The 18,005-nt window shown below is 35.5% G+C and carries 19 protein-coding genes; 9 read left to right on the forward strand and 10 right to left on the reverse strand.

Annotation, left to right across the window (positions count from 1 at the left end):
- Window positions 1–18 precede the first annotated feature (18 nt).
- From IGL31_RS09820 to IGL31_RS09835, 4 genes are all read left to right on the forward strand, one after another.
- Window positions 19–1,428, forward strand: coding sequence for a PTS transporter subunit EIIC (locus IGL31_RS09820; protein WP_086300218.1), 1,410 nt, complete (start codon window positions 19–21; stop codon window positions 1,426–1,428).
- A gap of 88 nt (window positions 1,429–1,516) precedes the next feature.
- Window positions 1,517–2,617 (forward strand): GDSL-type esterase/lipase family protein, encoded by a 1,101-nt coding sequence (locus IGL31_RS09825; RefSeq protein ID WP_086300219.1) that lies wholly within the window; start codon window positions 1,517–1,519, stop codon window positions 2,615–2,617.
- The gene (locus IGL31_RS09830; protein WP_086300236.1) at window positions 2,610–3,971 is read left to right on the forward strand and encodes a PTS transporter subunit EIIC; all 1,362 of its coding nucleotides are present in this window, start codon (window positions 2,610–2,612) and stop codon (window positions 3,969–3,971) included. Before IGL31_RS09825 ends, IGL31_RS09830 begins: the two co-directional genes overlap by 8 nt.
- Window positions 3,972–4,772, forward strand: coding sequence for an alpha/beta hydrolase (locus tag IGL31_RS09835; protein ID WP_256927195.1), 801 nt, complete (start codon window positions 3,972–3,974; stop codon window positions 4,770–4,772).
- 156 nt (window positions 4,773–4,928) lie between these two features.
- Here the strand turns inward: IGL31_RS09835 and IGL31_RS09840 are convergent, their stop codons facing one another.
- Window positions 4,929–5,267: a helix-turn-helix domain-containing protein gene (locus IGL31_RS09840; protein ID WP_086300220.1), complete on the reverse strand. Its 339-nt coding sequence runs from the start codon at window positions 5,265–5,267 to the stop codon at window positions 4,929–4,931.
- Between the two features lie 470 nt (window positions 5,268–5,737).
- On the opposite strand from IGL31_RS09840, the gene IGL31_RS09845 reads away from it, so the two are divergent.
- The 4 genes from IGL31_RS09845 (at window position 5,738) to IGL31_RS09860 (ending at window position 8,411) form a co-directional block, all read left to right on the forward strand.
- The gene (locus IGL31_RS09845) at window positions 5,738–6,166 is read left to right on the forward strand and encodes a sigma factor-like helix-turn-helix DNA-binding protein (protein WP_086300221.1); all 429 of its coding nucleotides are present in this window, start codon (window positions 5,738–5,740) and stop codon (window positions 6,164–6,166) included.
- Entirely contained in the window at window positions 6,156–6,392 is a 237-nt protein-coding gene (locus tag IGL31_RS09850; protein WP_086300222.1) for a helix-turn-helix domain-containing protein, read from the forward strand. The genes IGL31_RS09845 and IGL31_RS09850 overlap by 11 nt, the downstream gene beginning before the upstream one ends.
- Window positions 6,393–6,804: 412 nt before the next feature.
- A complete protein-coding gene (locus IGL31_RS09855) occupies window positions 6,805–7,080 on the forward strand; it encodes a DNA-binding protein (RefSeq protein ID WP_086300223.1) in 276 nt (91 codons plus the stop codon).
- A 98-nt stretch (window positions 7,081–7,178) separates the two neighbouring features.
- Window positions 7,179–8,411 (forward strand): tyrosine-type recombinase/integrase, encoded by a 1,233-nt coding sequence (locus tag IGL31_RS09860; protein ID WP_086300224.1) that lies wholly within the window; start codon window positions 7,179–7,181, stop codon window positions 8,409–8,411.
- Window positions 8,412–8,427: 16 nt separating this feature from the next.
- On the opposite strand, the gene IGL31_RS09865 is transcribed toward IGL31_RS09860, so the two are convergent.
- From IGL31_RS09865 to IGL31_RS09895, 7 genes are all read right to left on the reverse strand, one after another.
- Complete coding sequence (locus IGL31_RS09865) at window positions 8,428–8,691, reverse strand: type B 50S ribosomal protein L31 (protein ID WP_002290330.1); 264 nt, start codon at window positions 8,689–8,691, stop codon at window positions 8,428–8,430.
- 98 nt (window positions 8,692–8,789) lie between these two features.
- On the reverse strand, window positions 8,790–10,085 hold the full coding sequence (gene rho / locus IGL31_RS09870) for a transcription termination factor Rho (RefSeq protein ID WP_002290332.1): 1,296 nt from the start codon (window positions 10,083–10,085) through the stop codon (window positions 8,790–8,792).
- Window positions 10,082–11,353, reverse strand: a complete 1,272-nt coding sequence (locus IGL31_RS09875; protein WP_002299679.1) for a UDP-N-acetylglucosamine 1-carboxyvinyltransferase — start codon at window positions 11,351–11,353, stop codon at window positions 10,082–10,084. The genes rho and IGL31_RS09875 overlap by 4 nt, the downstream gene beginning before the upstream one ends.
- Window positions 11,354–11,505: 152 nt before the next feature.
- Complete coding sequence (gene ddcY / locus IGL31_RS09880) at window positions 11,506–12,168, reverse strand: D-alanyl-D-alanine carboxypeptidase DdcY (protein ID WP_002301484.1); 663 nt, start codon at window positions 12,166–12,168, stop codon at window positions 11,506–11,508.
- A 103-nt stretch (window positions 12,169–12,271) separates the two neighbouring features.
- Entirely contained in the window at window positions 12,272–13,387 is a 1,116-nt protein-coding gene (locus IGL31_RS09885; protein WP_002299677.1) for a sensor histidine kinase, read from the reverse strand.
- On the reverse strand, window positions 13,380–14,081 hold the full coding sequence (vanR, locus tag IGL31_RS09890; RefSeq protein WP_086300225.1) for a VanR-ABDEGLN family response regulator transcription factor: 702 nt from the start codon (window positions 14,079–14,081) through the stop codon (window positions 13,380–13,382). The genes IGL31_RS09885 and vanR overlap by 8 nt, the downstream gene beginning before the upstream one ends.
- 468 nt (window positions 14,082–14,549) lie before the next feature.
- Window positions 14,550–15,419, reverse strand: a complete 870-nt coding sequence (locus tag IGL31_RS09895; protein WP_002294057.1) for a class II fructose-bisphosphate aldolase — start codon at window positions 15,417–15,419, stop codon at window positions 14,550–14,552.
- A 102-nt stretch (window positions 15,420–15,521) separates the two neighbouring features.
- Between IGL31_RS09895 and IGL31_RS09900 the strand changes: the two genes are divergently transcribed.
- Window positions 15,522–15,734, forward strand: coding sequence for a hypothetical protein (locus IGL31_RS09900; RefSeq protein WP_086300226.1), 213 nt, complete (start codon window positions 15,522–15,524; stop codon window positions 15,732–15,734).
- On the opposite strand, the gene IGL31_RS09905 is transcribed toward IGL31_RS09900, so the two are convergent.
- Together IGL31_RS09905 and IGL31_RS09910 are read right to left on the reverse strand one after the other, a co-directional pair.
- Window positions 15,711–17,321: a CTP synthase gene (locus IGL31_RS09905; protein WP_002325444.1), complete on the reverse strand. Its 1,611-nt coding sequence runs from the start codon at window positions 17,319–17,321 to the stop codon at window positions 15,711–15,713. The genes IGL31_RS09900 and IGL31_RS09905 overlap by 24 nt on opposite strands.
- Before the next feature lie 221 nt (window positions 17,322–17,542).
- Window positions 17,543–17,788 carry a hypothetical protein gene (locus IGL31_RS09910; protein WP_002326505.1) on the reverse strand — a complete coding sequence of 82 codons (246 nt, stop codon included), beginning with the start codon at window positions 17,786–17,788 and terminating at the stop codon, window positions 17,543–17,545.
- Window positions 17,789–18,005: the final 217 nt, after the last annotated feature.

The raw sequence follows: 18,005 nt of genomic DNA on the forward strand, positions 1-18,005 counted from the left end.
AAACAAAGGAGAAAATGTATGGATAATCAAGTTTTTTCAAAAAAATTAATTACTAAAGTTGGCGGAAAATCAAATATTGACAAAGTTATTCATTGTGTCACTCGACTAAGATTCTATTTAATTGATCCTTCCAAAGCAGACACAAATGCTATAAAAAAAATGGATGGAGTGATGAGTGTTATTCAAGCACAAGGTCAATATCAGGTGGTGGTTGGTAATAAAGTAAATGAGATGTATGAAAGTTTAATGTCTGAACTAGAGCCAACTAAATCGGAACTGAAAAATCAAAATACCTCTCAAACATTAAAGAATCAACCACTCTCTACAAAAATTAAAAATGGTTTTAATGAACTCATTGGTGTAATTACTGGGTCGATGATTCCAATTATTGGCATACTTGCTGGATCAGGTATTCTGAAAGGTTTATTAGCTGCATCTGTCAGTTTCGGGGTATTATCAGGTGATTCTCAAGGCTATATATTGGTAAATACGATAGCTGATGGTATCTTTTATTTTCTACCAGTCATCTTAGGTTTTACTTCTGCTCAAAAATTAGGCTCAAATCCTATTGTTATTGCAGTCATAGGAGGCATTCTGATTCACCCGACAATTGTAGGAATTGCTTCCGGGGAAATGCCCACCATGACCATTGCTGGGATTGCTTTTCCAATTATGAATTATATTTCGTCTGTTTTTCCTATTTTAGTAGCTGCTTGGTTAGGAAAGCATCTTGAAATTCTTTTGAAGCGAACTATTCCTACTGTTATTCAATCTATCATCTTGCCAATTATTGAAATAGTTATTTTAAGTGTTGTTATTTTGTTATTTGTTGGACCTGCAATTACATTACTCAGTGATGCTTTAGCTAATGGAATTGCAGCAATTTTTGATTTTAATGCGATTATTGGTGGAGCAATCTATGCAGCATTGTTTCCGATATTAGTGGTTTTCGGCATGCATTGGCCACTTATTCCTATCATTGTTAATGATTTAACAGTTAATGGATTTAGTATGATGAATGCTTTTTCTTCTGTTCTAATGATGGGGATTGCTGGGGCAGCCTTAGCTGTTTCTCTAAAAACAAAAAAAGAAAAACTCAGACAGTTAGGAATTGCAGCGACCATCTCTCAGTTATGTGGAGTAGGTGAACCAGCTATTTATGGAATCTTACTAAAGTATAAACGTGTTTTTTATCTTGTTACTCTGGCTAATTTTATTGGTGGTGCTCTAGCTGGAGCTTTACAACTAGTGAACTACGGTTTTGCTGGGGCATTGATTGGTTTTGCTTCCTTTATTAATCCTGATACAGGAATTGATGGAAATTTCTATAATTATCTAATCACACATTTAGGAACATTTTTCCTTTCATTTATCTTAACATGGTTGATTGGCTATAATGATCAGATGAAAGCAACAGACGAAATTTAACTTGATTAGTCTCACTAACTTGTAAATTCCAGTTAGTGAGACTGTAAAAAAACGAACGAAACTATTTACTAAGAAACGAGGAAAAACAATGGAAAGAGTTACTTGGAACCAAACACTCTCTAATTATCATAATATGAACTTTCAGCCCAACAATCGTGTCCAGAAGTTAAGTATTAAACAAAATTTATCAGGCAAAGGTATCCGTGTAGAACTTTCCAATCAATTTGATGCTATTCCTTTGAAAGTAAAAATGATTCATTTTAGTTTATCTGCTGATTTCAAGACATTTTATAGTTTGACTTTTAATAAGCAAAAAAGTTTTATAATTCGAGCAAATCATAAAATTTGGACAGATAAATTAGCCATTGATATCCCTTTAAAAGCAGAATTATTTTTCAGAATAGAAGTTGAAAATGAACTAAATTTATTAGCTACTTCTGCCAATTTACAATCAAATAAAATAATTGATTCGAATATTCAAAATGAATACACATTCATTTATGCTTTCACTTCAGTAATTATTGACACGACTCATAAAACTAAAACAATTGGTTTTTTTGGAGATTCACTAACCAATCAAGCACATTTTAGCGATCAAATTTTGCAAAATTTGTACGACACAGCTGATTATATCTCAGGTTTTAATGCAGGTATCTCTGGCAATCGACTACTATTACCTGGGACCGCTAAATCTGAATGGCGAGATAGTTTTGGTGAGGCAGGAATCAATCGTTTTAGAAGTCACGTATTGAATTATCGACCCAATATAATTGTCAGTCTTATTGGAATAAATGACTTATTTCATCCAGGTACAGGGTGTTTTCTTTCAGAGTTGCCTACTGCAAAAGAAATGATTGCAGGTTATCGAGCACTTTATAATGAAGCAGCTGCTAATAATGCTTGTTTAATAGTATTAACTCTCCCTCCTTTTGCAAACTCCTCTAATCAGAATAAACCTGCTTGGAGCCAAGAAAAAGAAAACATTCGTTTAGCAGTGAATGAATGGATACGAAGCCAACCATATTCTATTGATATTGCCAATTTTTTGGCAGATAGAAATGATCATACATTACTTAATCCGCAGTTTGATTGTGGGGATCATCTTCATTTTTCTCAACAAGGTGGCGAAAAATTAGGTAATTATATTACTTCAGAATTACAAATTAAAGGAGAATTATCCTATGAATAATGAAAAATTAGCAAGCACAATACTAGAAAATATTGGTGGTAGAAAAAATGTCAATGAGGTAATCCATTGTGTAACACGTCTGCGTTTCTATTTAGCTGATGAAACGATTGCTAAAACACAGACGATTAAGCAATTAGATGGTGTGATTGATGTTATTAAGAGTGGTGGACAATATCAAGTAGTAATTGGTCCCCGGGTAGAAGCTGTATTTAAAGAAGTCCAAAAATTACTAGGTAATTCTTCGGAACAAATAAGTCCTAAAAATAATGTTACACTAAATCCATTTATGAAATTACTCCAAACTTTAACTGGCACAATCACTCCTATCATTGGTTTATTGGGAGCTGCTGGGATCCTTAAAGGATTACTTTCAATTGTGACCACTTTTAACTTTATTTCTGCAGAATCAGGGGCTTATGTGTTACTAAATGCTTTAGCAGATAGTTTATTTTATTTTTTCCCTATCATTTTAGGTTTTTCTGCTGGAAAAAAATTTAATACCAATCCATACATTCCTGCAATTATAGGTGGAGCATTAGTTTATCCAGGAATTGTTAGTTTGTTGGAAACAAATAATTTAGAATTTTTGGGAATCCCAATTATCTTAATGAATTATGCTTCCTCCGTATTTCCTATTATTGTAGCTGCATGGTTATGCAGTAAAGTTGAACGTTTCTTATCCAAGCATTTACCTATAGCAATCCAACTGATCATCGTTCCTTTATTGACCATAGTTAGTGTTGGAATTATCACCTTCCTTGCTGTAGGTCCTTTAGTAACTTATGTTGGTTCAGCTATCGCTCAAGCGATTTTGTGGATTTATAATCTAAGCCCTACGATTACCGGATTATTAATCGGTGCTTTCTGGCAACTACTTGTTGTTTTTGGTTTACACTGGGGTTTAATTCCATTTGTAATTAACAGTTTAATGGCCAATGGAAGTGATCCTCTAATGGCAATGCTAGGTGTTTCAATTTTATGTCAAATTGGTGCTGCTTTAGGTGTTCTTATTACTACAAAAGATCAAAAATTACGAGAAATTTCAACAGCTGCAACTATATCTGCTCTTTTCGGAGTAACTGAACCAACGTTGTATGGTATTACTTTGAAATTTAGAAAAGTATTAGTTTTCTCTTGCATAGGTGGGGGAATAGCAGGTGCCTTAGTTGGAATAACGAAAGCTGTTTCCTTTGGTGTTGCTGGTGGCATATTTGGACTATTAAGTTCTATCAATCCTGCGGGCATTGATTTTAATATGTATGTATACCTTGGGGCTTTTGCTATTGCCGTATTTGGTACAGCAATTTTAATTAAACTGTTCGGATATGAAAATAAAAAGAAAGAGGAGATTTAATTGCAAAATTTTAGTCTATCTATTGAATCAAAAGACTTAGTATACTCAGCTAATATAGAAGTATATTTAAGAAATAATGTAGAAATAAATAAAACTCCACTACCCATCGTAATAATTTGTCCCGGTGGTGGTTACAGCTTTCTTTCCACTAGGGAATCAGAGCCTATTGCACTAGCATTTTTATCTCAAGGTTTCCATGCGGTAGTTTTAAATTACACCACAATGTCTAACAGTATAGAAGGAAACTTTTTACATTCAACTATTTTACAAGTTGCAAAAACATTTGAACTTATTAATGAAAATAAAAAAGAATGGAATGTAGATAGCTCTCAAATATTTTTATTAGGTTGTTCAGCTGGAGGACATCTTGCAGCCTCGTACTCTACTGTATGGAAGAAGTTTGAACAAAAAGAAATCAATTACAAGCCTAAAGGAACTATTCTTTGCTATCCAGTCATTGGTTTTGAATATGGATGGCCTGAAAATTTAGCTCATTTTAATTTCACTTTGGAGGATCCCTCAGTCTATGATGCCTCGAACTTTATAAATGCAGAAACACCAGATACTTTTATTTGGCATACAGCTAGTGATACTACCGTTCCAGTATTAAATACTTTGAAATACTGTGAAAATTTGACTAAAAACAATATTCCTTTTGAGTGTCATATTTTTGAAAATGGTCAACATGGCCTTGCATTAGCCACAAAGTCCACTGCAAAAATGTTCACAAATGACTATGTCCTTCCAGAAGTTGCGAATTGGTTTTCAACCTGTATAGATTGGATAAATCGAAGACTGTAACAAAAATAGTTGAAAGTAAAATCTACACTAGAAAAACTACAAGTAATGCTTAATGCTCATTGAAAAACAGAGTTGAAGTCACAAAAAAGTAACTTCAACTCTGTTTGTTTTACCTACAAACTTTCTACTACAGTTTTAGTGCTAAGGTAAAGTTAATTACTTGAATATAGCTTTAATTACATTTTGAATAATCACTAGTTCATCCTCGTTTAAATGATCTAGTTGTTTCTCAATTTGTCTTCTGCTAGAACTTTTGATGTTGTTATTCGTTTGTTCCAGAAAAAAACTGTCCAGAGAAACATCTAATAGTGTCACTAGCTGATAAAGAACATGCAAACTTGGCTGTTGACCTTGATTCTCTATGTTTGTCAAATATCTAGGGGCAATCTTGATGATTGATCCTACTTGTTCACGAGTCAAACCTTGGTTCACACGCGCTTCTTTTATAGCGAGACCAATTGGTCGAAAATCAAATTTTTCATTCTCATCAAACATTATATATCACCCACTTACATTATACTGTTCCTTTATTTCGAGGGACAGGTCTTATATAATGCGGAGTTACCTTTAATATGTCCTATTATTAAATAACATTTAACTGCTGAATGATTAAAAAAAACTGTCATTTAGTGGTTCAATTTTTATGCACAAATTTAAACGACGGTTTGAAATCGTCGTTTTTTTGTTGAACTACTTAGTGTTCAGTTTTGGAGATGTTAAAATGAACTACTCTTGGACTGAAGAAAATAAAAATTTATCGTTATTAAAAAAATCAATTCTATTTTAGTAAATCAAAATGCTCTAAAAAGTGACTTGTCAAATCCTATTAAAGGAATTATAAATGCGAATTGCAGAGAAACTATTTCTGTCAATTTGCATTTTTTTGTTTTCATATCAAAAATTTTTCAAAAAATGAGCATTTTCTCCCTTTTGAAACTGTATTTAGTGCGAAAGGGGGTGATCATATGACACACTCTGATTTTCAATTATCTGTAGAAAAGAAATTTGATTATATGTGTAGACTCGTTTTAATAAATGAAAAAAAGAAATACTATAAGCAACTTAAAAGTTTAAGTGACAAAGAAGTTTCATTTTCTGATGTTGGGAACTACATAATAAGTCAAATGGCAACAATTGATTCATATTCCGTAGATAACTACATTTTTAGAATTCTAGGCTTATCTATTGAGATTGAAAACGAGTTGTTGGTTGGAGCTATCGAAAATTTGTCTGATAAAAAGAGAACAATTATATTGTTATATTACTTTGTTGGTCTAAATGATTCAGAAATTGCTATGGTTTTAAGTTTAAAGCGTTCAACAGTCAATCGTCAGCGTAACCAAGGTTTATCCTTAATCAGAGACTATTTGGAGGCGAGGAGATATGGCAACTAAATCTTACCCTATTATTCCTTATGAATTGATTAAACAAGCAATTGATGGGGATATTGAAGCAGTTAATCAGATCAGAGAACACTATCGTCCTTATTTTTCTAAATTGTCACTTCGGTTAATGAACGATGAATATGGAAACACACATATGGTTGTTGATGAAGTTTTACGTGGTCGATTGGAAAGTAGATTGTTGAAGATGATTTTAGATTTTGAAGTTAGAGAATAAATTGGTTTTTAGGGAGCGTTGACAACCTTCCACGTTCCCTTATTGTTTGTTATTCTATCCAAATTAATCAATAGACTTGTTAATTGATTTTCATAGGCTAACAAGCCCTATGTTCTTTGAAAACTACATATCATAATTAGATACGTTCGATTTATAACGAGCTATGTATTCGAATACGCCATGATTTCATTTTGAAGGAGCGAGTTTATTTGAAATGCAAATTTCAACATAGGAAATTGAAAGTGCAATAACTTATAAATTGGGATAATGATACACCTACCTTGAACGCCTCACCGCATTGGGTAGCTCTCCAAGTATGAGAAGAGATGAAATTTCTGTGGGTTTTCCTAAACCGTCTAATTATGTTGGAAAATTTGTTAGATAAATATTTTCTTTAAAATGAGGTGACAAAATGAAAATTGATATTCCTTTAGAAACGGACGAAGAATTTTTAGACTGTTTAGCCAATCAAGTACTGCAACGAATCAAAGAAAAATCTACAATGTTTTCATCTGTCAATGAACTGCCTCCTTACCCCAATCGTAAACAAGTAAAAAAAGGATTGCGTATTGGAGATGATCGCTTAAATCAATGGATTGCTTCGGGATTAAGAACTATTCCATTTGGAAAAGAAGCTCGTTTTGATCGTGAGGATATAAAGGATTTTTTAGATCAGTTAAAAGTTTAAGTTTGACGATTTTTGCCAATCCGCCTATGATACCAGTATGGAAGGAGGAAAACGATTTCCCTTTGATATACTGGCGAATCATTCAAAGGAGAATTCTCATGATAAAAAAATATACCAAAAAGAATGGTTCAACTGCATACTTGGTTAAAGTGTATTTGGGTGTAGACCCACTTACTGGAAAGAAAAAGACAACCACTAAACGAGGATTTAAAACACAAAAAGCTGCAAAACAAGAAGCTGCGAGATTACAATTACTTGCTCAAGAGGATGATCTTGTTGTTGAATCCAATCGTTTGTTTTCTGAAATAGCGTTAGAATGGTTTGAACAATATAAAAATACTGTGAAACCAAGCACCTATGTTGTCCAAAGAGTCGCACTAAAAAATCATATTCTTCCCTTATTTGGTCAATTGAGAATTTCTAAAATCTCCATTCCGTATTGTCAAAAACAAGTCAATCATTGGTTTTCTTATTATAAAAAGTTCTCCAATTTGATTGGAATGACCACTTCCATTTTCCAATATGCAATAAGTTTACGATTGATTCGTAGAAATCCAATGGAAAGTGTTATTCGACCAAAAAGACAAAAATCAATTGATGAGGAAAAATATGTTGCTCCCTTCTACTCTAAAGAAGAGCTATTACACTTTTTACAAATAACTAAAAAATATCCTGATCCGTTATACCCAATGTTTCATATCTTAGCTTTTACAGGTTTACGAAAAGGTGAATTATTAGCTTTAAGATGGAAAGATATTGATTTCAAACGAGGTACACTTTCAGTTAAACAAACATTAACAACTGTTGAAGATTGGAAATTAGATTTCCAAACCCCAAAAACTGAAAAAAGTTTGCGAACCATTTCGATTGATACTGAAACGTTACGAATTCTTCGTCAATGGATTCTCAAACAAAAATCTTTCTTTTTAAAAACAGGAAGGCAAACTGATGGCAATGAGGAACAATTACTTTTTGCAACGGAAGAAAATCAACCCTATTATCTTGATTTTCTAAATCATAACTTGAAAAAAATATTGCAAGAAAATAAGTTAAACTACATTACGGTTCATGGCTTTCGTCACACCCATTGTAGCTTGTTATTTGAATCTGGTGCTTCCATCAAAGAAGTACAAGTACGTTTGGGTCATACGGACGTTCGAACTACTATGGATATTTACACCCATGTCAGCGAACAGAAAAAAGAAGAAACGGCGGATCGTTTCGCCGATTATATGAACAAGTTATACGAGGAAGAGGAAGGGATGGTCAAAAGGATGGTCAAGGACAAAAAAAGAGAATATCCTCCGACAAGGATACTCTCTAAAAGCTGATAAATCAACGTTTTTCTTATTCCGCAGCGTTTGCGTCTTTGAGACCGTATTTTTTGTTGAAACGGTCCACACGTCCGTCTGCTTGTGTGAATTTTTGACGTCCAGTGTAGAATGGATGTGAGTCAGAAGTTACTTCGACACGGATGACTGGGTATGTATTACCGTCTTCCCATTCAACTGTTTCTTGTGAAGTTTTTGTTGAACCTGACAAGAATTTGAAACCAGTTGTTGAATCCATGAATACTACTGGGTGGTAATCTGGATGGATGTTTTCTTTCATGATTTTTTCGCTCCTTTGCCCTGCTCCATTTGCTGAACCAGAGTTGATTTGTCGATTTACAACATTAACATCTTAACATGTTTCAGTCAAGGTTGCAATTATCTTTTCAGATTTCTGGTCGGATTTTTTTTACCAAAGGAGACATCTTGAAATTCTTTGAAAAATTGCTGATTGTTTTTTGTTTTACGCAAAAAGCGGATCAGTTGTTCCGTATATTCTAATGAATCTCCAGTCATATTTTTTCGAAGTTTCCAAATTTCTTCTAATTCTTCACTTGGCATCAATAATTCTTCTTTTCGGGTACCTGATTTTTTGATATCGATGGCTGGGAAGATCCGACGCTCGGATAACTCGCGTGAAAGTTGTAATTCTAGATTTCCAGTTCCCTTGAATTCTTCATAGATCACGTCATCCATACGGCTTCCTGTATCGACTAAAGCGGTCGCTAAAATCGTCAAACTGCCACCTTCTTCGATGTTTCTTGCTGCCCCGAAAAATTTCTTAGGTTTATACAATGCGGCTGGGTCAATCCCGCCACTCAATGTACGTCCGCTTGGTGGAACAACTAAGTTATAAGCTCGAGCAAGTCTAGTAATGCTATCCATCAAGATAACGACATCTCGTTTATCTTCGACTAAACGCATAGCACGCTCCAATACTAATTCAGAAACTCGAGTATGGTTTTGCGGCTGCAGATCAAATGTTGAAGATACCACGTCGCCTTTCACGCTTCGTTCTAAGTCAGTTACTTCTTCCGGTCGTTCATCAATCAGTAGAACGATCAATTCTACTTCCGGATAGTTTTCTGTGATGCCATTCGCGATTTCTTTTAATACAGAAGTTTTCCCTGCTTTTGGCGGTGCGACGATCAATCCACGCTGACCAAAACCGATTGGAGAAAAGATATCGATCATTCGGGTAGATAGTCTTTGCGGTGTTGTTTCCAGTTGAAGCTGTCTTTGCGGATAAAGAGGTGTTAAGGCTGGAAAATGCGGACGTTCTTTTGCTTCTTCCGGATCTTTTCCATTAACGCTTTCCACGTGCATCAAACCATAATAACGTTCCGATTCTTTAGGTGGACGGGCTTTTCCTGCCACTTTGTCCCCATTTCTCAAACTGAATCGTCTGATTTGTGAGGCAGAAATATAGATATCTTCTGCACTTGGTCCATAATTGATTGGCCGTAAAAAACCGTAACCATCTTGACCAACGATATCCAATATTCCTTCCATATAATAAAATCCTTGTTTCTCTGCTTGTGCACGAATCACAGCTAGAGATAATTCCTTTTTGTTCATCTTACTGTAATAAGGAATTTTAAATTCTTTGGCATAACTATAAACTTCTTTTAACGTTTTGTTCTCTAGTTCTGCCATTGTCAAATAATCGCTCATTCAGCTCCCACTTCCTCTATCATTTCAATTGATGCCCCTAAGGCTGTTAGTTTCTCGATAATATGATCATAACCGCGTAAGATATAATCTACATTGTAAATCGTCGTTGTCCCTTCTGCCAATAGTCCAGCAATCACTAAACAAGCACCTGCCCGAAGATCAGAAGCCACGACTTCTGTGCCGTGAAGTTTATTTGGACCATTCACGATGATCATATTTCCTTCCACGGTAATATCAGCGCCCATTCGTGCTAGTTCCGGCACATGATTCACACGTTTCGCATAGATCGTATCGATGATTTCTGAAGTGCCTGTAGTCATCAATAGTAACGCAGTAAGTGGCTGCTGCAGATCTGTGGCAAATCCTGGATAAGGATAGGTCATGATGTTTGCGGGTTTTAATTCTTTCGAGGGGTAAACTTCGATTTCATCTTCGCTGATTTTCATATGGACACCAATTTCCTGCAATTTTGCTATAAAGCTTTCCAAATGTTCAAAGATCACATTTTTCACTTTGATACCATTTCCTACTGCAGCTGCTAATGCTAGATAGGTTCCTGCTTCGATGCGGTCAGGAATCATGAAATGCCGACAGCCATGTAATGTTTCGACTCCTTCGATACGGATCACATCTGTACCCGCTCCTCGAACTTTTGCCCCCATATTATTCAGTAAAGTTGCCACATCTATGATTTCCGGTTCTCGTGCAGCGTTTTCAATTACTGTCTGTCCTTTTGCTTTTACAGCAGCTAACATCACATTGATCGTTGCTCCGACTGAAACCACGTCCATGAAAATCCGATTGCCACGCAATCCTTTATTTTCTGTCCGTAAATACATGGCACCATGTTCATTTGTCACTTCAGCACCTAGAGCTTCAAATCCTTTGACGTGTAGATCAATCGGTCTAGGGCCTAAATAACAGCCACCTGGCAGGCCTACTACCGCTTCGCCAAATTTACCAAGCAGTGTTCCCATAAAATAATAAGAAGCACGCAAACTATTGATTTTTCCGTGCGGCATCGGAATCGATACGATTTCTCGAGGATCGATTTCTAGTATGTTGTTGGAAAAATGGACAGTTGCGCCCATGATCTCTAAAATTTCAATTAATGAATGAACATCTTGTATGTCCGGCACACCTTCCAAGATCACTGGGGAATCAGCTAAGATTGCAGCTGGAATCAATGCGACTGCACTATTTTTTGCACCGCTGATCGTTACTTCACCAGCTAAAGGTCGGTTTCCTTTGATTACGATTTTTTTCATCTGTTTCCACCTTGTTTATTAATCTTTTTTCATGGATATGCTTGTATTTTATCATAGATAAAAAAAAGAAACGAGCATGGTCTGCCGTTTAAGTAAAAAAAAAGATCCCCGACTGAAGCAGATGGATCCAAGATCTTTTCAAAGCGAGGTACTTATTCTGTTTTCCCTAAATATTCTTCCAATGTTATCCCTGCCTCGGTTATTTTTTTTGCTGCTTTTTTACCAACGTATCGATAATGCCATGGTTCGTAACCAACACCCGTAATATGCACTTTGTTTGATGGATAGCGTAAGATAAAACCATATTGATACGCGTTATCTGCTAACCATTCATACACTTCTTTGTCTGTAGAAATACTTGACTCAGCGTTGATATCTACTGCTAATCCTAATTCATGTTCACTTGTGCCTGGTGCAGCTACCCATTTTGCTGCTTCTTCTTTTGCTTTTTGATTGGAATAGCCTTTTTCTTGAAAGGCGGCAATTTTATCTTCCATGATTTTTTCTTGATCTTCTGTCGTTCGAAAACTTGAAACGATTTTCGGATAGATTCCTTCTGCTCTTGCTGCATCAAGCATCAGCTGTAAGTCAGGATATATACGCTTGTCTACTGCTTGATCGTTGGATAGCTTTTGTAACTCCACTGTGTATCCTTGAGGTATTTTATGTTTTGCATTGACTAGTAGTAGATTCCATGAATCTCGTTCTTCTCCACATACTTGGATTTTTTGTGGTGTCTTTCTAAAAAATAGACCTATACTTGCTAATAAGACGATTAATAGGATTACAGCTACTGTCTTATACGATCTTTTCATTATTCTTGTCCTCCAACTAAAAAATCTTTGCTTTTCTTAGTAAGTTTACCAAGTAAAACAAAGACAATTTTCTGTTATTTAACAAGAATCTCTTACGATTTTCCTACGAAAGCGGCAAATCAATTGTGAAGCTTGTCTCTTCATCTTTACTTTGTGCAGTCAATTGGCCAGCATGAAGTTCAATGATTTGTTTGGCAATTGCTAATCCCAGTCCAGCTCCTCCTCGATTTGTTTGTCGTGCGGTGTCTAATCGGAAAAATTGTTCAAAAATCCTAGATAGTTTTTCAGGTGGAATAGTTGGACCTTGATTAGAGAAAATAATCTTAACCCGTTTCTTGTCTTGATCTGTTTTTGCCGAGAGTTTGATCACTGCTCCTTCATAGCTGTAGTTGATTGCGTTTTGTAAGAGATTATCAAAAACGCGCTGCATTTTATCGACATCAAAACGAATCGAAAGATCAGCTTCTAACTCACTTTCTAGAGTCAGCTGCTTGGAAGACAAAAGAGGCAAAAATTCATAACTTAGCTGTTCTAACATCATCTTCAGATGGACTTTTGTCGGCATCAATTCGATATTTGATAAATTGAACCGAGCAATTTCAAAGAACTCGTTGATCAGTTCTTCTAGTCTTTCTGCCTTATCTAAGGAAATTGATAGATAATGTTTTCTTAGTTCAGAAGAAATTTCCTGTTCATCTCGTAACAGTGTAAGATAGCCTATCACTGAAGTCAAAGGCGTCTTCAAGTCATGAGCTAAATAAACGATTAAGTCGTTTTTTCGTTGCTCCGCTTCTTTGGCTTGATGCTGACTCAAAACTACTTCCTGACGAATTTGATTCAATTCCCATTCAAACTCCTGTAGATCTTCAGAAAGTTTGAGAGGTTCTATTTGATTTTGATAAAGTTTCCTTGAAGCTTCAAGTACTTCATCCAACTGTGCCATACTTCTTGACCATGTTCTAAGTAAAATAACCAATCCTCCAGCTAGTAACGCAATCAAAACGACAAAAATATAATTTCTTTCTAGGTTTTTCGCAAATTGATAGAATCTATCCGACCATTCCCACGTATAGAGCCCGAATAAAAAGCGACTAACAAAAAAAAACATCATAAAAGCACTGATTGTTGCTACAGTAAAAATACTTAATTGTGTAGCTAATCGTTTCAGCAAGCGTTTTTTTAAACGTGAAGAATTTTTGGCATCACCTGTTTTATTCAACTTTATAGCCCACTCCCCAAACAGTTTTTATAAATTTTGGTTTGCGTGTTGGTTCTTTGAGTTTTTCACGCAAGCGTCCGATATGTGCCATGACTGTATTATTGTTGTCGAGAAATTTTTCTCCCCAAACGGCTTCAAACAGCTGTTCTGCTGGAACGACCTCGCCCTTTCGTTCGGCCAAATACCATAGGATAGCAAACTCCAAGGGTGTTAGAGAGATTGTTTCCCCATAAAGTGTACACGTATGTAGCGTTTGGTTAATGATTAGTCCGTGTACATCAATTTCTTTTATCGATTTTTCTGTCGAATAATCAACTTGAATGTTATATTTCTGAAAACGTCTTAACTGTGTTTTGATTCGCGCAACGACTTCTAAAGGATTGAAAGGCTTTGTGATATAATCATCTGCACCTAAAGTCAGACCAGTTATTTTATCTATGTCTTCTATTTTTGCTGTCAGCATAATCACAGGAAAAAAATGATTTTCTCTGATTTTTTGGACGATTTTAAATCCATCAATGTCTGGAAGCATCACATCTAATACAGCTAAATCAAATGATTCTCTTTCTATGCAGTCCAACGCTTCTTGTCCAAGATAAAATTTCTGTACTTCATATCCGTCATTTTTCAGGTAGACTTCGATCAAATCAGCAATTTCCTGTTCATCGTCTACCAATAATATTTTATCTGGCATCGTATTGTTTCACCACCACTAACAAATTTTCTAAATTATATCATATCCATGTCGACTATTATTAAAAACATTGTGCTATTTAATGTACTTGCCTTCGTATTTTCGTTATGTAATTGTCAATATTCTTTCATTATGTATCTATCTACTCATACGAATTCAGTTATCAATATTTATTTTAACTCATAAACTATAAGTAATCTTCATTTTTCCCTCAAAATTTTCTGATGATTTTCCTACAGATGTTTTTTAACAAAGATTCCTTTTATAAAAGGTTTCTATAACCTTGGAATAATAACTCTCTTATTGATAATTATAACTTTGCCTTTCTAAGGCGAATACCATCTACTAAAAAAAAACCAAATAAATATGTTATTTAAAAACATAAAAAGAACGGGACAAAAATGTCCCGTTCTTTTTCTCACAACCGAATAAACAGTATTTGAGGGCTATTGATGCAGCTAAAACGAATTACGCTTTGTTAGCTGAACCGAACCAGTCGATATGAGATTTAGCATCTTCAACGATTGCTGCTTTACCTGGAGCTAATAATTTACGAGGGTCGAATCCTTTACCTTCTTTATCTTTACCAGCTTCGATATATTTACGAGTAGCTGCAGCAAATGATAATTGGAATTCAGTGTTAACATTTACTTTTGAGATACCCATTGAGATAGCTTTTTCGATTTGATCTTGAGGAATACCTGATCCGCCATGTAATACTAAAGGCATGTCTGGACCTACAGCATCAGCAATTGCTTGTAAGTGGTCAAAAGCTAATCCTTTCCAGTTTTCTGGATATTGACCATGGATGTTACCGATACCGCAAGCTAAGTAGTCGATACCTGTAGCAACCATTTGTTTGCATTCTTCAATATCAGCTAATTCGCCGTTACCGATGATTCCGTCTTCTTCTCCGCCGATTGAACCAACTTCACATTCAACTGAGATACCTTTTGCATGTGCTTTTTCAACAACGTCTTTAGCTAATTTCAAGTTTTCTTCAAATGGTAGATGTGAACCATCGAACATTACTGAAGTATAGCCTAATTCGATACATTCCAAAGCAGCTTCGTAGTCACCATGGTCTAAGTGGATAGCAACTGGAACAGTGATGTTCATTGCTTCAACTAAATCGGTGATTAAATCTTTACAGATTTTGTAACCACCCATGTATTTAGCTGCACCCATTGATGTTTGGATAAGTACTGGTGCTTGTTTTGCTTCAGCCGCTTCAAGGATTGCTTGAGTCCATTCCAAGTTGTTTGTGTTGAATCCGCCGACAGCGTAACCGCCTTTACGAGCAGCTTTTAAAAATTCAGCTCCTGATACTACTGGCATAATAAAATTCCTCCTAAGTTTTGTAAAACTAAATTTGTTAAGACAATTCTTAACCAACGACCCTATTTTACCAAACATTTCGGTAGTTTTCTACTAAAATCAATGAAAATGAAAATTTTCAAGAATTTTTTTGCAAAAAATAAAATATCCAATAGCGCTTTAATCGAAAAAAGTCTTTTGCTTTCTATCTTTTTTCCTACAAATAATAACAAATCAGAAAAAGAGAAAAGTGACAAGAAAATTGCTTATCCCCTTCTCTTGCTACTTTTCTCTTTCTATCAAGTTCAAAAATTATTTTGTTTCGTGATCTGCTAATGATGCTCCGACAAATGCTTTGATTAATTTTTGCGGGCGATTTGGACGAGAAATCAATTCTGGGTGGAATTGGCATCCCACAAAGAATTTTTTCTCTGGCAGCTCTACGATTTCTACTAAACGGTTATCTGGTGAGACACCTGAAAAGACTAGCCCTTGTTCTTCAAACAATTGACGATATTTGTTGTTGAACTCATAGCGGTGACGGTGACGTTCTTGCACAACATCGGCTCCACCATATGCTTCAGCCGTCTTCGTTCCTTTTTTGATTTTACATGGGTATAATCCAAGGCGTAAAGTTCCACCCAAATTCTCGATGTTTTCCTGATCAGCCATTAAATCAATAATATTGTTTGCTGTATCTGGATTCGTTTCAGCTGATGACGCATCTTCTAATCCAACGACGTTACGTGCAAATTCGACACAAGCCATCTGCATACCAAGACAAATACCTAAAAACGGAACGTCATTTTCGCGAGCATAACGAATCGCTTCGATTTTCCCTTCTACTCCGCGATCACCAAATCCACCAGGAACCAAGATTCCATCTGCGTCTTTCAAACGTTCTTCTACATTTTCTCTCGTTAATTCTTGTGCTTTGATCCAATCGATCTCGATGTCTGAATTATAGGCGAAACCAGAATGTTTCAATGCTTCAACTACTGAGATATATGCATCTGGTAACTCGACATATTTACCGACAAGCGCAATCCGTACTTTTTTCTTCAAGTTCAAGACACGTTCTTCTAATTCTTTCCATTCTGTCATGTCTGCTTCTGGTGTATCTAGTTTTAAATGGTCGCAAACAATTTGATCCATTCCTTGTGCTTGTAAAACTAATGGGATGGAGTAAAGTGTATCTACATCTGGCGACTCGATAACTGCTTCTGGTTCGACATCACAAAATTGTGCCAATTTATTTTTCACGCTTTGAGAAACAGGTTGCTCTGTACGTACCACCAAAATATTCGGTTGGATACCTAAACCACGTAGCTCTTTTACACTGTGCTGCGTTGGTTTAGTTTTCATTTCTCCAGCAGCTTTCAAGTAAGGAATCAATGTTGTATGGATATACATAACATTATCTGTACCGACATCTGCTTTCATTTGACGAAGTGCTTCAAGGAATGGCAAAGATTCTATATCACCTACTGTTCCCCCTACTTCTGTAATGATCACATCTGAATCAGTCATTTTAGCTGCTCGCATGATTTTTTCTTTGATCTCATTTGTAATATGAGGAATAACTTGAACAGTTGCTCCCAAGTATTCGCCCTTACGTTCTTTACGCAAAACTTCAGAATAGATTTTTCCTGTCGTCACGTTGGAGTATTTGTTCAAATTGATGTCAATAAAACGTTCGTAGTGGCCCAGATCCAAATCTGTTTCAGCACCATCATCTGTTACGAATACTTCTCCGTGCTGATATGGGCTCATCGTCCCCGGATCCACGTTGATGTATGGATCAAATTTTTGGATAGTTACTTTTAAGCCGCGGTTTTTCAATAAGCGTCCTAAAGAAGCTGCAACAATCCCTTTTCCGATTGATGAAACGACACCGCCGGTCACAAAAATATATTTTGTCATAAGTTCAAAAACTCCTTTTTAATTTATGTGCAGGAAAAGTCTCAGAAAATAAACAAAGCTCCCTATTCTTCAATAAGAATAGGGAGCCGAAATTTCTGTAAACTTCTGACCCTCTAAAAGGGTGCCCAAGGTGTATAATACAAGCTGACTAAGGGAAAGTCAAGTACTCAAATGAATACTATCCGCTTACAATTTTTTCTTTTTCGATATCCTTTGAGAAATTATTTCTTAAGTCCTTTATGAGTGCAAAAAAAATTTAACCCACATAATAAGCTTGATATAAACATAGCTAACGTTAAACCTAAGCAAATCAGAAAATCGTTACTGAAAAATTTTAAGTGAAACAATAGATAAAAAAATAAAACAAACATTATGATAGATAATATCCCACCTAACAAAGAACTACTTTTTCCTACTTGCAGCAACAGTTTATATAGCTTATCGTAGAAACAATCTTTTTCTTTCACCCTTATTTACCTCCTTTACGTAAAAAACGTAGTCCACAGTTCTCGGATTTTTGGCATATCTTTTCTATTAAATAATATCAAAAACAAAACAGTTCCACTAATTTTTTCAAAGATGACCTTTTTTTCAACAAAAGTGCCTTGTAGGGATTCATTGAAGGTAACGAATCACATAAGTAAAAAATAAGGAGATGCGACAAAAGTCGTGCCTCCTTATTTC

This window comes from Enterococcus sp. MSG3290, assembly GCF_050555565.1.
Taxonomy (GTDB): Bacteria; Bacillota; Bacilli; order Lactobacillales; family Enterococcaceae; genus Enterococcus_B; species Enterococcus_B faecium.